11 protein-coding genes are annotated in these 14309 nt (G+C 67.7%); 4 read left to right on the plus strand and 7 right to left on the minus strand.

Annotated elements, in window-relative coordinates:
* Nucleotides 1–31: 31 nt before the first annotated feature.
* The 3 genes from OG782_RS18375 (at nt 32) to OG782_RS18385 (ending at nt 3025) form a co-directional block, all read left to right on the plus strand.
* Nucleotides 32–1108 carry a ParA family protein gene (locus OG782_RS18375; RefSeq protein WP_406452288.1) on the plus strand — a complete coding sequence of 359 codons (1077 nt, stop codon included), beginning with the start codon at nt 32–34 and terminating at the stop codon, nt 1106–1108.
* Entirely contained in the window at nt 1105–2205 is a 1101-nt protein-coding gene (locus tag OG782_RS18380) for a ParB/RepB/Spo0J family partition protein (protein WP_406452290.1), read from the plus strand. Before OG782_RS18375 ends, OG782_RS18380 begins: the two co-directional genes overlap by 4 nt.
* 202 nt (nt 2206–2407) lie before the next feature.
* Nucleotides 2408–3025: a GNAT family N-acetyltransferase gene (locus tag OG782_RS18385; protein ID WP_406452292.1), complete on the plus strand. Its 618-nt coding sequence runs from the start codon at nt 2408–2410 to the stop codon at nt 3023–3025.
* Nucleotides 3026–3101: 76 nt separating this feature from the next.
* On the opposite strand, the gene trxA is transcribed toward OG782_RS18385, so the two are convergent.
* The 7 genes from trxA to OG782_RS18420 form a co-directional block, all read right to left on the minus strand.
* The gene (gene trxA / locus OG782_RS18390; RefSeq protein ID WP_406452294.1) at nt 3102–3431 is read right to left on the minus strand and encodes a thioredoxin; all 330 of its coding nucleotides are present in this window, start codon (nt 3429–3431) and stop codon (nt 3102–3104) included.
* 41 nt (nt 3432–3472) lie between these two features.
* A complete protein-coding gene (gene trxB, locus OG782_RS18395) occupies nt 3473–4435 on the minus strand; it encodes a thioredoxin-disulfide reductase (protein ID WP_406452296.1) in 963 nt (320 codons plus the stop codon).
* Between the two features lie 133 nt (nt 4436–4568).
* The gene (locus OG782_RS18400) at nt 4569–5510 is read right to left on the minus strand and encodes an anti-sigma factor family protein (protein ID WP_406452298.1); all 942 of its coding nucleotides are present in this window, start codon (nt 5508–5510) and stop codon (nt 4569–4571) included.
* A complete protein-coding gene (gene sigM, locus OG782_RS18405) occupies nt 5507–6211 on the minus strand; it encodes an RNA polymerase sigma factor SigM (protein ID WP_406452300.1) in 705 nt (234 codons plus the stop codon). Before sigM ends, OG782_RS18400 begins: the two co-directional genes overlap by 4 nt.
* A 25-nt stretch (nt 6212–6236) precedes the next feature.
* Nucleotides 6237–7931 carry a protein kinase family protein gene (locus tag OG782_RS18410; protein WP_406452302.1) on the minus strand — a complete coding sequence of 565 codons (1695 nt, stop codon included), beginning with the start codon at nt 7929–7931 and terminating at the stop codon, nt 6237–6239.
* A gap of 129 nt (nt 7932–8060) precedes the next feature.
* On the minus strand, nt 8061–10220 hold the full coding sequence (gene murJ / locus OG782_RS18415; protein ID WP_406452304.1) for a murein biosynthesis integral membrane protein MurJ: 2160 nt from the start codon (nt 10218–10220) through the stop codon (nt 8061–8063).
* Nucleotides 10221–10269: 49 nt separating this feature from the next.
* Complete coding sequence (locus tag OG782_RS18420) at nt 10270–12567, minus strand: DUF6049 family protein (RefSeq protein ID WP_406452306.1); 2298 nt, start codon at nt 12565–12567, stop codon at nt 10270–10272.
* A 181-nt stretch (nt 12568–12748) separates the two neighbouring features.
* On the opposite strand from OG782_RS18420, the gene OG782_RS18425 reads away from it, so the two are divergent.
* On the plus strand, nt 12749–14191 hold the full coding sequence (locus tag OG782_RS18425; RefSeq protein WP_406452308.1) for a CCA tRNA nucleotidyltransferase: 1443 nt from the start codon (nt 12749–12751) through the stop codon (nt 14189–14191).
* Nucleotides 14192–14309 lie beyond the last annotated feature (118 nt).

A 14309-nucleotide genomic window follows, 5' to 3' on the forward strand; every position in this document is an offset into this window, starting at 1 on the left:
GCGGGCCTCGCTGGTTCACGACCCCGAAACCATGGCAGGCTCTGCTCATTGCGAGCCTGAAGTCGAGGAGAGTGAATCCTTGCGGTCCGACGCCAACATCGCGGGACCGATGACCGATCCGGTCCCCGGTCCCCGAACCGAATCGGCGGGGGACGGTGTTTCACGTGAAACACCGCCGCCGATGGACGACACACCTATCGGTCGCGCGGCCCAGCTGGCGGTGGAGGCCCTCGGCCGAGCCGGCGAGGGGCTGCCGCGACCTGACCAGACGCGCGTCATGGTGGTGGCCAACCAGAAGGGCGGGGTGGGGAAGACCACCTCGACGGTCAACCTTGCCGCGTCCCTTGCGCTCCATGGTGCACGGGTTCTGGTGGTCGACCTCGATCCACAGGGCAATGCCTCTACGGCTCTGGGTATTGACCACCATGCCGAAGTTCCCTCGATCTATGACGTCCTCGTGGACAGCAGGCCGCTCTCCGATGTGGTTCAGCCCGTCCCGGACGTCGAAGGTCTCTTCTGCGCCCCAGCCACCATCGATCTCGCCGGTGCGGAGATCGAGCTGGTGTCACTGGTGGCGCGGGAGAGTCGACTGCAGCGAGCGATCCAGGCGTATGAGCAGCCGCTGGATTACATCCTGATCGACTGCCCGCCCTCGCTCGGCCTGTTGACCGTCAACGCCCTGGTGGCCGGCGCGGAAGTGCTGATCCCCATCCAGTGCGAGTACTACGCACTGGAGGGGCTGGGTCAGCTGCTGCGCAACGTTGATCTGGTGCGGGGTCATCTCAACCCCGATCTCCATGTGTCGACGATCCTGCTCACCATGTACGACGGCCGTACCAGGCTCGCGTCGCAGGTCGCGGAGGAGGTGCGGAGTCACTTCGGCAAGGAGGTGCTGCGGACCAGCATTCCGCGTTCGGTGCGGATCTCCGAGGCGCCGAGCTACGGGCAGACCGTACTGACCTATGACCCGGGTTCCAGTGGCTCGCTGTCGTACCTCGAAGCGGCCCGGGAGATCGCGCTGCGGGGGGTCGGGATGCAGTACGACGCCCAGCATGCCCATACGGGCAGCCGGAACAGCCAGCAGATTACTTCGGAGGGGATCCAGTGAGTGAGCGTCGTAGAGGCTTGGGGCGTGGGCTGGGTGCCTTGATCCCTGCCGCTCCGCAGGAGAAGCAGGTGCCGTCCCCTGGGATGGGCGCGTCCTCGTCCGGGACGATGCCGGTCCTGACGTCCGAGCGGGGGGTGGCTGTCGCGAAGGTGACCACACTCGGCTCAGGCCCTGTCGTTCCGGAGCCGAGCTCGCCGGTGTCGGTGTCCGAGGCGCCAGAGGGTCCCGGAGGGGTGGCAGGGGCGTACTTCGCCGAGCTCCCCATCGACTCGATTACGCCGAACCCGCGTCAGCCCCGCGAGGTTTTCGACGACGACGCGCTCGCCGAGCTGGTCACCTCCATCAAGGAAGTCGGTCTTCTCCAGCCCGTCGTTGTGCGGCAGGCAGGGGCCGGGCGCTTTGAGCTCATCATGGGCGAGCGGCGCTGGAGGGCCTGCCGAGAGGCCGACCTGAAGCACATCCCGGCGATCGTCCGAGCCACGGACGACGAGAAGCTGCTTCTGGACGCGCTCCTGGAGAACCTTCACCGGGCTCAGCTGAACCCGCTGGAGGAGGCGGCTGCGTACGACCAGCTGCTCAAGGACTTCAAGTGCACGCATGACCAGCTGGCCGACCGGATCGGGCGTTCGCGGCCGCAGGTGTCCAACACTCTGCGTCTGCTGCGGCTGTCTCCGCCGGTGCAGCGCAGGGTGGCTGCCGGGGTGCTGTCGGCGGGACATGCGCGGGCGCTGCTGTCGGTGGACAACTCCGAGGAGCAGGACAAGCTGGCGCATCGCATCGTGGCCGAGGGGCTGTCGGTGCGGGCAGTCGAGGAGATCGTGACGCTCATGGGCTCCAGGCCCACGAGCGCGTCGAAGTCCAAGGGGCCCCGGGCAGGTGGGCGCCTGTCGCCGGCGCTGTCCGACCTGGCATCCCGTCTCTCCGACCGGTTCGAGACCCGGGTGAAGGTCGACCTGGGGCAGAAGAAGGGAAAGATCGTCGTCGAGTTCGCCTCGATGGAGGATCTGGATCGCATTCTCGGCAGTCTTGCTCCGGGGGAAGGCCGTGTGCTGGACCGCAATCCGTCGGAGGAGACGGCCGAGGACAGCGAGAGCTGACGAGCTGAGCGCCGAAGGGCGGGCTGTTTTCCGGTGGGTGACGGAAGACAGTCCGCCCTTTGCTTTCTCACGGTGTCGGCTTGATCGTGTGGTGGATACGATGCGTTCTGGTAGGGCCCATCCAGTTGATCCACCTCCGCGATCGGAGTACACCGCCCTTCGCATCTGATGCGGTGGGCGAGGGAAGTGAGGAACTGCCTTCATGGGGCGTCGGCTCGTACCGCTCACGCTGGACAACCTTTCCGATCTCCCGCAGCGATGCCGCGCGTGCGTGTTCTGGGAGCTGGACCCGGTCCGTGGGGATGCTGCGGTCAAGGGCGGGAGACCCGAGCTGGAGAAGGAAGCCTGGATCTCTGCTGTTCTGCTCGAGTGGGGATCCTGCGGACGCGTTGTCTACGTCGACGATGTGCCGGTTGGCTTCGTTCTCTACGCACCGCCCGCCTATGTGCCACGGGCGACGGCCTTTCCGACGAGCCCTGTCTCCCCTGATGCCGTCCAGCTGATGACGGCCCTGATCACGCCGGGGTACCAGGGGCAGGGACTGGGGCGGGTCATGGTGCAGACCGTGGCCAAGGATCTTCTCCGTCGTGGCTTCAAGGCGATCGAAGCCTTCGGTGACGCCCGCTGGAAGGAACCTGCCTGTGTGCTTCCCGCAGATCATCTTCTGGCAGTGGGGTTCAAGACCGTACGGCCCCATCCGGTGCACCCACGGCTGAGGTTGGAGCTGCGTACGACGCTTTCGTGGAAGGAAGATGTCGAGATGGCTCTGGACCGGCTGCTGGGGGCCGTGCAGAAGGAACCAGTACTGCGTCCGCTCTGAGTGGCGCATGTCCGGGAACGTGAAACGGGCCCATCCCCTGAGGGATGGGCCCGTTTCACGTGAAACAGTGCACTGCCTACTCGGTGATGAAGCCTTCGAGGTCGCGGAGGATCGCGGCCTTCGGCTTGGCGCCGACGATGGTCTTGGCGACCTCGCCGCCCTGGTAGATGTTCAGCGTCGGGATGGACATGACGCCGTACTTGGCAGCGGTGGCCGGGTTCTCGTCGATGTTGAGCTTGACGATCTCGATCTCGCCGTGCTCAGCCGCGATGGCCTCCAGAGAGGGGGCGATCTGACGGCACGGACCGCACCAGGCAGCCCAGAAGTCCACCAGCACGGGCTTGTCACTCTTGAGGACGACCTCATCGAAGGAGTCGTCGGTCACGTTCTTCAGGGCGCCGGCCACGGCGGCCTCCTTAACTCGTGGGGTGTGGGGTGAGGCGTGGATCAGACGGTGGCTGCAGCGGCCTTCTCGTCGTCGGCGAGCGCGGCCAGGAAGCGCTCGGCGTCGAGGGCGGCGGAGCAGCCGGTGCCGGCAGCGGTGATGGCCTGCCGGTAGGTGTGGTCGACAACATCGCCGGCGCCGAAGACACCGGCGAGGTTGGTGCGCGTCGAGGGGGCGGCGACCTTGAGGTAGCCCTCGTCGTCGAGGTCGAGCTGGCCCTTGAAGAGCTCGGTGCGCGGGTCGTGGCCGACAGCGATGAACAGGCCGGTCACGGGCAGCTCGGACGTCTCGCCGGTCTTCGTGTTGCGCAGGGTCAGACCGGAGAGCTTCTGTTCGCCGTTGACAGCGGCGACCTCGCTGTCCCAGGCGAACTTGATCTTCGGGTCGGCGAATGCGCGGTCCTGCATGGTCTTGGAGGCGCGCAGGGAATCGCGACGGTGGATGATGGTGACCGACTTGGCGAAGCGGGAGAGGAACGTGGCCTCTTCCATCGCGGTGTCGCCGCCGCCGACCACGGCGATGTCCTGGTCCTTGAAGAAGAAGCCGTCGCAGGTCGCGCACCAGGAGACGCCGCGTCCGGAGAGAGCGTCCTCGTTGGGGAGACCGAGCTTGCGGTGCTGCGAGCCGGTGGTCACGATGACGGCCTTGGCACGGTGCACGGTGCCGGCGGTGTCGGTCACCGTCTTGATGTCACCGGTGAGGTCCACGGAGACGACATCGTCCGGGATGAGCTCGGCGCCGAAGCGCTCGGCCTGGGCGCGCATGTTGTCCATGAGCTCCGGGCCCATGATCCCGTCCTGGAAGCCGGGGAAGTTCTCCACGTCGGTGGTGTTCATCAGCGCGCCACCGGCGGTGACGGCGCCCTCGAAGACCAGCGGCTTCAGCGAGGCGCGCGCCGTGTACAGGGCGGCCGTGTAGCCCGCCGGGCCGGAGCCGATGATGATCACATTACGCACGTCGCTCACGGGTTTCTTCCTCGTCTCTGCAGACTGCCTACTGTCCACGCCTACTGGGGTCGGTTCAACGACTCTCACCCCACCCAACGGATCCTACGGGGGATGCATTCCCGACGTGCCGGGGTGGCATCCGGCGTGATTCTCAGGGGCGTGCGTAGGTGTGCGTCAGGAGGAGCTCTCCCTTGGCCGCGGGCTCGGCACCGATGCATGCCGCGTCGACGACGTAGGCCTGGACCTTGGTGCTGTCCGTGGGATGGGGAAGGACGACAAGGAAGGCATTGGCACCTTCGTAGGTGCCCTTCTCGATGGCGAGGGCGGCGGTGTTGCGCCCGATGCCCTGTTCCACGCAGGGGGGAACGGTCACGGAGGGAGCGCGAAGCGGGGTCTGGGGTGATGCGGAATCAGGGGAGGTGATCCCTGGCGATGACTTCTTGTCGGCGGAGGGGGCCTCTTCCTGTCCGCCGGCTTCCTGTGGGCTGGCAGCGTCCGCGCGAGGACTCAGAAGGCTTTGCACCTGGTCTTCGAGCGTGGACGGGGAGAACGCCTGCGAATGAGTCTTCGCTGTGCCGCTGGCGCTGCGGTCCATGGCGCTGGCGTCATCACTGCCCTGGGACAGCTGGATGTTCTGCAGCAGGAAGACGCTGGCGCCGACCACGGCGGCCGCGCCGAGTGCGGCGGCAAGCACCGAGGCGCGACGACGTCGCCGGGCAGGCCGACGGCCGGGTCCGGTGGCGGCGCGTGAATGCCCGGCCGGGCGGTCTGCGAGGTCGTGCACCGTGCTGTCGGGTCCCGTTTCACGTGAAACATCGGCTGCCGCGTCGAGGGCAGCGGACGCGGAACGGACTTCATCGGCAAGTGCGGCGTCTATGCGGTCTGCGATATCGGCGGGCATGCGCTGGGGGGCGGGCATGGTGCCGAGCAGCGCGCTGATCTCCTCCAGAGAGGCATGTACGTCGGCGCAGAGCTCGCAGTCAGCTATGTGGCGCCGGACATCAGCAGTGCGGGAGGGGGAGAGCAGGCCTTCGGTGAGGTCGGAGATCTCCGAGACATCCGGGTGCTGGGTCGTGTCCGTCGACGATGTCATGCGTGTCCACCTCCGCCCTTCACTGCGGCTGGATCGTTCACTTCCGCGTCTCTTGGCGCCGCTGGGGGTGGGACGGATGCTCTCGGCGTCCGGTTCCTTTCCGCGCTGGGCTCTGTGCTGTCGCCGCTGTCACTGCGGAGATGAGTGACCAGCGGGGCCAGCCGCGCACGCCCCCGGGCGCAGCGGCTCTTCACGGTGCCGACGGGTACGTCGAGGATGCGGGCCGCCTCTGCCACCGGGTACGCCTGCATATCGACGAGGACAAGTGCGGCGCGCTGCTCTGCGGGGAGGGTGGCCAGAGCAGCGAGCAGCTCACGGTGGAGATCCTGGCGCTCGGCCGGCGCCTCCGCGGATTCGTGCGGCTCCAGGAGCTGGTCGAGCCGTTCCGGGTCGTCCACTGGCGCTGTCTTCCGGGAGGAGGCCTTCCGGGCCCGGTCGAGGCAGGCGTTGACGGTGATGCGGTGCAGCCAGGTGGTGACGGCGGACTGGCCGCGGAAGGTGTGTGCGGCGCGGAAGGCGGAGACCAGGGCGTCCTGTACGGCATCGGCCGCTTCCTCGCGGTCGCCCAGGGTCCGCAGCGCCACGGCCCACAGCCGGTCGCGGTGACGTCGTACGAGCTCACCGAAGGCATCCGGTTCACCGGCTACATGGCCGGCCAGGAGGTCCTGGTCGTTCGTGTCGGCGAATCTGGAGTTGTCCAACGGTGAGCCCCCTCCCCTGGTGCCGTCAGCTCGTGACCTTGATGTCCGAGATCTTGCCCCGGAAATTTCCCTCGCTGCTCGGTGGCAGCTTGGTGAGCCAGACCAGAAGGTACCGCGCCTGGACGGGTTCTCCGGGCTTGAGTGACACCTTCGTTCCGGAACCCTTGGCAACTTGAGTGAAGCCGTCGGGCCTACTCGGCACTTCGGCGCCGGTGGTCGTCCGCAACTCGACCGATGTGGTGCCGCCCAGGAAGGTCACGTCCACCGCCCCGACCCGTTGCACCTTGCCGAGGTCCAGTACGACGCCGACGCCTTCCTTCAGATTGCCGAAGTCGGCAGTGAAGTAGCCGTCCGTGTGCCAGTAGGACGATGTGTCCCCGTCGTAGACATGATCTATGTCCTGGGGCTTCTCGCCCCCGTCGCCGAGCGGGTCGTAATCCTGAGCACCGACGATCGGGACCGGCTTGCTCTCCGTGGCCGGGTTGTCGTGGTCGCCGTTCTCCGGGTTGGTCTGGGTCGTGCCGGGATCGTTCGTGTTGTTGTCGTGGTCCAGGAGTGTCTCGGCGAGCTGCCAGCTGCCGAGGCCCAGTGCGGCGATCAGCAGCGCGGAGACGGCCCACTTGAGGGCCTTACCGGTACGGCTCTGGAGCGGCGCAGGAGGCACGGCGATCACGGGCTGGGTGACGCCGGGGACGGCCGGGCGGCCGTACGTGCCCTGTTGGTACGTCGTCCGCTGGTACTCGGGCGGTGCGGTGAACGTGGGCTCGGGCGGCCGGATGCGCGGCATCGCCGCAACGGCCTTGGCGAGCTCGTCCGGGGTGGTGCAGGGCTGTTCCTGACGGGAGGCCGTGGCTCCGTCGTTGGCAAGGGCGCGCATGGCGATCTCGGAGAGACCGCGGTGGACCCCGGCCCGGACCTGGTCGGGTGCGATCAGACCCACGCCCTTGGGAAGCCCGGTGAGGCCGTAGGCGTCGCTCTCGTACGGCCAGCGCTGGGTCAGCGCGGCGTACAGAAGGGCGCCGATCGCCTCGGTGTCGGCGCGCTGGGGTCCGTCGGAGGTGATGCCCCGGAGCGCGGCGTTCACCGCGAGGCCGCGGATGCGGTACTGACCCGAGGAACTGCGCAGCACCGCTCCGGGAGTGAGCCTCAGATGGGCCAGGCCCTCACGGTGTGCGGCTGCCATGGCCTGGGAGATCTGGCTGACGAGCTGGTAGGCGTCGTGAGCATCCATGGGGCCCGCGCCCAGCAGAGCAGTGAGCTCGGTGGCGTCCGGGAGCCATTCGTGGACGACGTAGACGAGGTCGTTCTCCTCGACGGCGTCCAGGACCTGCACGAAGCGGGGATCCCCGAGCAGGGCGGAGGAACGGGCGGCGGCCAGCACGGAGCGGGCCCGCGGGTGGTCGGCCGGAAGGAGATGGACACCCACCGCGCGACGCAGTTTCTCGTCGACGGCGCGCCAGCTGCTGAATCCGTCCAGACGGGTGACGCACTCCTCGAGCCGGTACCGTCCTGCCAGTTTGTGACCGCTGTGCAGATCAGGGGTCACCATGGACGCATCGGTGGAGCCGGTCGGCTCGCTGTCCGCGTCCTGAGGGCCTGCGCCCGTCGATTTCTGAGCTTCTGCCGTCCCGTCGGTCGTGGCCTCGTCCGCCTTGGCGGTCGGCGGTTCGTCCCCGCCGTTGTCGGCCACGTCGACGGCAGCCGTGCTACGTTCCGCCACCGTCGTTCCTGCCTCCCCATCCGTTGCGCGATGCCAGCCAGCTCTGCACAGTCACGCCAATTGTGCCCACACTCCAGCGCTATGCACGACACGCGGAGACCGTCGATGGTTGTGCGGGCCAGTAGATCCTCAGCGGCCGAGCCGTCCTCGGATCATGCCGACCATTCCGTTGATCTCTTCGATGCGCATCCGCTTGGCCGCGACGAAGAACACCCCGAGCAGCATGGCCCCGCCGCAGACCAGCGCGACCAGTGAGCCGAAGGCGCCGTCGCCGAGCACGTGAAGCAGACCGAATCCCACAGCGCCGCCGACGACGGTCGCGGGCAGAGCGGCGAGACACAGCCGGGCATAGGTGCGCAGGACGTGGGCGCCGTCCAGATCGCCGCCCAGCCGGTTGCGCAGCCGACGCCAGGCGATACCGACACCGACGGCGTAGGCGAGCCCGTACGAGGCGGCCATGCCGACCACGGCCCACTGCGCGGGCAGTACGACGTAACAGACGGCCGAGGCGGCCGCGTTGACCAGAGCGACGATGACCGTGTTGTAGAAGGGCGTGCGGGTGTCCTCGTACGCGTAGAACCCTCGCAGCACCACGTACTGGACGGAGTAGGGGATCAGGCCGAGGCCGAAGGCCATCAGGATGAAGCCCATGGAGCGGGCGGCCTCGGGGCCGCTGGAGGAGTAGAGCAGCGTGCACATCGGAACGCCCAGGGCCAGGAACGCGAAGGCGACCGGCACGATGGCCACGGCGGAATTCCGCAGACCCTGCGAGATGTCGTCCCGGACGGCGCCGGGGTCGTTGTCGTGAGCGGCACGGGAGATCCGGGGCAGCAGGGCGGCCATGACGGAGACCGTGATGATCGCCTGCGGCATGCCCCAGATCAGCTGGGCATTGGAGTAGGCGAGGAAGCCCGCCCCGTTCTGGCCCGACGCCTTGCCGGCGGACGTGGCGAGCTGGGTGACGACCAGCACACCGGCCTGGTTGGCGAAGACGAACAGCACCGTCCACTTGGCCAGCTTGACCGTCTTGCCGAGGCCGTGGCCCCTCCAGTCGAACCGCGGGCGGAATCGGAACCCGGCCTCGCGGAGATACGGGATCATGGCCAGGGCCTGGACGACGAGACCGAGCAGGGTGCCGATACCCAGCAGCCGGACGCCTTCCGGCGGGATCGTCTGGACGCCCATGTGGGACTCGTGCGAGGTGCCGTAGACCCAGATGAACATGCCGAACGTGAAGATCATGACGATGTTGTTGAGGACCGGGGTCCACATCATCGCGCCGAACTTTCCGCGGGCGTTGAGGATCTGGCCCATCACGACGTGCACACCCATGAAGAAGATGGTGGGCAGGCAGTACCGGGCGAATGTCGTGGCCACGTTGTTGGCCGCCGGGTCGTTCGCGATCGTCGATGACATCAGACGGATGAGGAAGGGCGCGGCGAAGACCGCGATGGCGACGATCAGGCCGAGCGCGACCATCACGAGAGTCAGCAGCCGGTTCGCATAGGCCTCACCGCCGTCCTCGTCGTCCTTCATCGAGCGGACGAGCTGGGGGACGAACACCGAGTTGAGTCCGCCGCCCACGGTGAGGATGTAGATCATCGTCGGCAGCGTGTAGGCGATGGTGAAGCTGTCGCCGAGCAGGGCCGCGCCGAGCGCCGCGGTGATCACCAGGCTGCGTACGAAGCCGGTGAGCCGTGAGACGAGCGTGCCGGCGGCCATGACGGCACTGGACCTCAGGAGACCGGAGGCCCGGCCGCCGCCGGATTTCGGCGGCGCCGGGGCGGGGGCAGGCTCGGGCCGGTCCTGGGCGGGCGATCCCGCGGGGCCCTCCTGGTCGCGGAAGAGGTGGGCGAAGGCGTCCGGCTCCTCGCGGTTCGCCGACGCCTGGGTGACGAGATCGTCCACACCGACGAACTGGGTGGTCGCGGCATTGTCGCCGTACGGCAGATGACGGGACGGGCCGTCCGGCTCGGGCGGCGGGGTCTGCGCCCAGATCCTGGGGTCGGGGGCGTACTGCGCAACAGGCGGCTGCTGGTAGAGCGGCTGCGGCTGCTGGTAGGTGCCCGGGGGCGGCGGCGGATGCGCGGCGCGGTCGTACAGCGCCTCGTTCACCGGGTCCTGGGCGGAGAGGTCCTGCGACCGGTAGGGGTCGTAGTCGTACGCAGCCTGAAGATACGGGTCTGGAGCCGGCGGTTCCTGACCCGGCCCAGGGGGCATCGGAGGCCCGCCGGAGAACCCAGCCCCGCCCGTACCCTGACCGCGGTCACCGTCGTACGGCGCGTTCATCGAAACCCCACCTCATCGTCCCCGGCCGACCGGCCACGACAGACATCGCTCAACGGTCCACTTTCTCACCCGTGCCCGACGGCTCCGTGCTTTCGGGACCGGTGTCCGGCGTCGGGTCACTCGGCTGCTCGGGTTCACTGCCGTCGTCGCCCGCCGCGCCGCCCGCGTTGGCACGCTTGCGATGTGCATACATCCTGATGCCGGCGAGGACCAGCAGCAGGAGCCCGCCGGCGATCACGAGAAGCACGGTCGGCGTGAGCTCGGACACCTTCACGGTGAAGGCCATCTCCTCGCCGTACGGAGTCCCGTCCTCGGTGTAGAGCTGTGCGGTCATCTGGACCTGGCCGTTGATGTTCGCCGCAGCGTCGAACTTCACGGACTGACTGTGCCCGGCGCCGATCCGGATCGGCTGCTCCGCCACGGCGCCGCCGTCGTTCAGCTTGAGCCGTGTCGCGTTCTCCGACTTCAGCCGGAGTACCAGATGATCGACATCCTGCAGCAGTCTGTTCTGCACCGTCACGGGGATCGTGGCGCTGCGGCCGGACAGGGTGACATCCGACTTCGAGATCAGCTGGACCTCGTTGATGAGCCCCTGAAGGTAGGTGCGCACCGAGTCCCGGTACTGCTGGGCCTCCAGGGGCTTGCCCCGCCACGACGTCGACATGGACCGGTTGACCGCGTTGCCGAACGGGGTCACCACCCGCTCGGGGTGGGTCAGGATGACCTGGAAGTTGTTGAGGGAGGCCTGGATGGACTTGATGTCCTGGAAGGCCTGGGTGGGCAGCTCCTGGCTGCGCAGCTTCTTCGGGTACTGGGACGTCCGGGGCACCGCGGTCGTCGCCTCGGAGTCGGGCTTCGCGGCGGCCGCCTGGGCCAGCCCCTGGGACTGTGTCCAGCGGTCGTCGTCCAGGGCGTGCAGGGCGCGGGCCATCGACTGGGCCTGGGCGACCGTCGGCATGCGCTGGGGCGCCACGACGATGCTGCGGTCCTTGTCCGTGTCCTGCTCGGACAGAGCGAGGCTGAGGGCGAGGAACTTCTGTACGGCGAGCGTGGAGTCCCCCGCCGTCGCCATGTCGCCCTGGAAGGCCGTGGAGAGCCTGGCATCGGAGACCACGGCGGTGGTGCCGCCGCCGATCGGGCGGGCAGCGGTGGGCGTGTACAGCAGGCCCCCGGTCTCCTGAAGGCTGTCGCTGCGGGCGATCACGTTGTGGGCGCCGGTCGAGGTGGCGACATCCACGATGGACGGATCGATCGCACCGTCGACCGGCCAGGCGAAATCGGTTGAGGGCTTCAGATGGAGGATCGTCTCCACGGTCATCCCGGCGACCTCGCTGGCGGTCTGGAGATGGCTGAGGGTGCCCGACACGTTCTTGCCGCGGTGCGCGATCGATGCCAGGTCGGGATCGCCGAAGGGCAGTGCGACGACCTTGCCGTCGGCCACTGCCGATTCCAGCGAGGTGAGCCACTTCTTGGCCACGGCCTGGTTCGTACCGGCAACCGTGGTGTTCCCGGACCTGACCCGGTAGCTCTTGGTCATGGCATCGACGCTGGCCAGCAGATCCGGGTCGATGACCCAGGTCACGGGAAGCTGGCTGCCGAGCGAGACCATCTGTTCCAGGCGGCCACCCGGTGCGATCTCCGCAGCCAGGTCGTCGTCGGCGAACACCGGGGTCTGCTGTTCGTCGGAGCCGGTCTCCGCAGTGAGGTGCGCCGATGCGATCAGCGGCCAGAGGTAGCTGATCCCGGTCTTGGAGTCACGTTCCTCGCTCTGCCAGGGCAGGAAGGTCCGCTGGATACCGAGTACGTGGTCGTACTGGGCCTGAGGCGTGCGGCCCGACAGTGAGACGCCCAGCTGATAGACGCCGTCGTCGCCGAGCTCAAGCTTGCTGACCGGCACGGACAGGGTGAAGTCCTGGCTGATGCCCGACGGAAGCTTGGCGATCTTGACGGTGTACTTGCCCCCGATCGGATACGGATCGGTACCGGGCACGTAGCCGGTGCGCCGAGCGGCCGTATCGATGGCGGTCCTGCCGAAGAGCCGCGGCCCCACACGCAGGTCTACCTGCGCCTCGGTGACCGTCTCCTTGCTCTTGTTGGTCAGAGTGCCGGAGACGGTGAGCGTGTCCCCTTTCACAGGGGCGCTCGGCGTCAGGGTGTCCAGCGACACCGAAACGGTGCTGGAACCCGTCGGAGCCTTGCCCGGAGCGCCGGCCTGCGCCTGCGGAGCAGCCGCTCCGGCCAGCAGAGCGGCGACGAGCGGAGCCCCGGTAAGCACGGCGGCTGTGCGCCGCAGCCACCGGCGGGCAGGAGAGGGACTCATCCCCTGGATGTCTGCCGCCTCGGCCACGCGTACCCGTCCCTCGTCGTCGTCAGCTGCTGTCGATCGTTGTCCGTTGCTGCGTCCTCGCATGGTAACGAGGTGCGCCGGGACTAAGTGCTGGGGAGTGCGCTGCATGATCGGGAGAGTCTTGCAGGGCGGAAGGAAACCATGACGCCCGGACCGGTCCGGGCACGTACCCTTTTCTGTTGTGCCGAACGCCAATGAAGACAACTCCAGCGCCCTGACCCAGGTGCAGCTCCGCGCAGTCAGCGAACTGCTGCGGGTGTCCCCGGTCGCCGACGATCTCGCAAGCCGATTCCAGGATGCCGGATTCAGCCTCGCACTGGTCGGTGGCTCGGTCCGGGACGCGCTTCTCGGGAGGCTCGGGAACGACCTGGACTTCACGACCGACGCCCGCCCCGAGGATGTGCTGAAGATCGTCAGGCCCTGGGCGGACTCTGTATGGGAGGTCGGGATTGCCTTCGGTACGGTCGGCGCGCAGAAGGACGGCTACCAGATCGAAGTCACCACATACCGGTCCGAGGCGTACGACAGGACCTCGCGCAAGCCCGAGGTTTCCTACGGTGACTCCATCGAGGACGACCTGGTCCGACGTGATTTCACGGTCAATGCCATGGCTGTCGCGCTCCCGCAGAAGGAGTTCGTCGATCCGCACGGTGGTCTGGAGGACCTGGCGGAGCGGGTGCTGCGCACCCCTGGCACCCCCGAGGAGTCCTTCTCCGACGACCCGCTGCGCATGCTGCGCGCCGCACGGTTCGCCGCGCAGCTGGACTTCGAGGTCGCCCCGGATGTCGTCACGGCCATGACGGAGATGGCGGGACGGATCGAGATCGTCTCCGCCGAGAGGGTCCGGGAGGAGCTCAACAAGCTCCTGCTCTCCTCGCACCCGCGGAAGGGTCTGGCCCTCCTTGTCGACACGGGACTGGCGCAGCAGGTCCTTCCGGAGCTTCCGGCGCTGCGGCTGGAAAGTGATGAGCATCACCGGCACAAGGACGTGTACGAGCACTCGCTGACCGTTCTGGAGCAGGCGATCGACCTCGAGGAGGACGGCCCGGACCTGGTTCTGCGTCTTGCCGCCCTGCTCCATGACATCGGCAAGCCGAGGACCCGGCGGTTCGAGAAGGACGGACGGGTCTCCTTCCACCACCACGAGGTGGTCGGCGCCAAGATGGTCAAGAAGCGCATGACCGACCTCAAGTACTCCAACGACATGGTCAAGGACGTCGCGAAGCTGGTGGAGCTGCATCTGCGCTTCCACGGGTACGGCGACGGGGAGTGGACCGACTCGGCAGTGCGTCGCTATGTGCGTGACGCCGGTCCGCTGCTGGATCGGCTGCACAAGCTCACCCGCTCGGACTGCACCACGCGGAACAAGCGCAAGGCCGGTGCTCTCTCGCGAACCTATGACGCGCTGGAAGAGCGCATCGCCGAGTTGCAGGGCCAGGAGGAGCTGGACGCGATCCGGCCGGACCTGGACGGTAACGAGATCATGCAGATCCTGGATGTCGGACCCGGGCCGGTCATCGGCAAGGCGTATGCGTTCCTACTGGAACTGCGCCTGGAGAACGGGCCGATGGAGCGCGACGCTGCTGTCGCGGAACTTAAGAAGTGGTGGGAAGCACAGGGCTGAGGCCTGCGGGTCCGACCCGTCCTGGAGATCCGCCGGTCATGTTTCACGTGAAACATGACCACCCATACGAACGCCGAGGGCGCTGTTTCACGTGAAACAGCGCCCTCGGTTGTCGGTT

It is taken from the genome of Streptomyces sp. NBC_00876 (genome assembly GCF_045207435.1).
Taxonomy (GTDB): Bacteria; Actinomycetota; Actinomycetes; order Streptomycetales; family Streptomycetaceae; genus Streptomyces.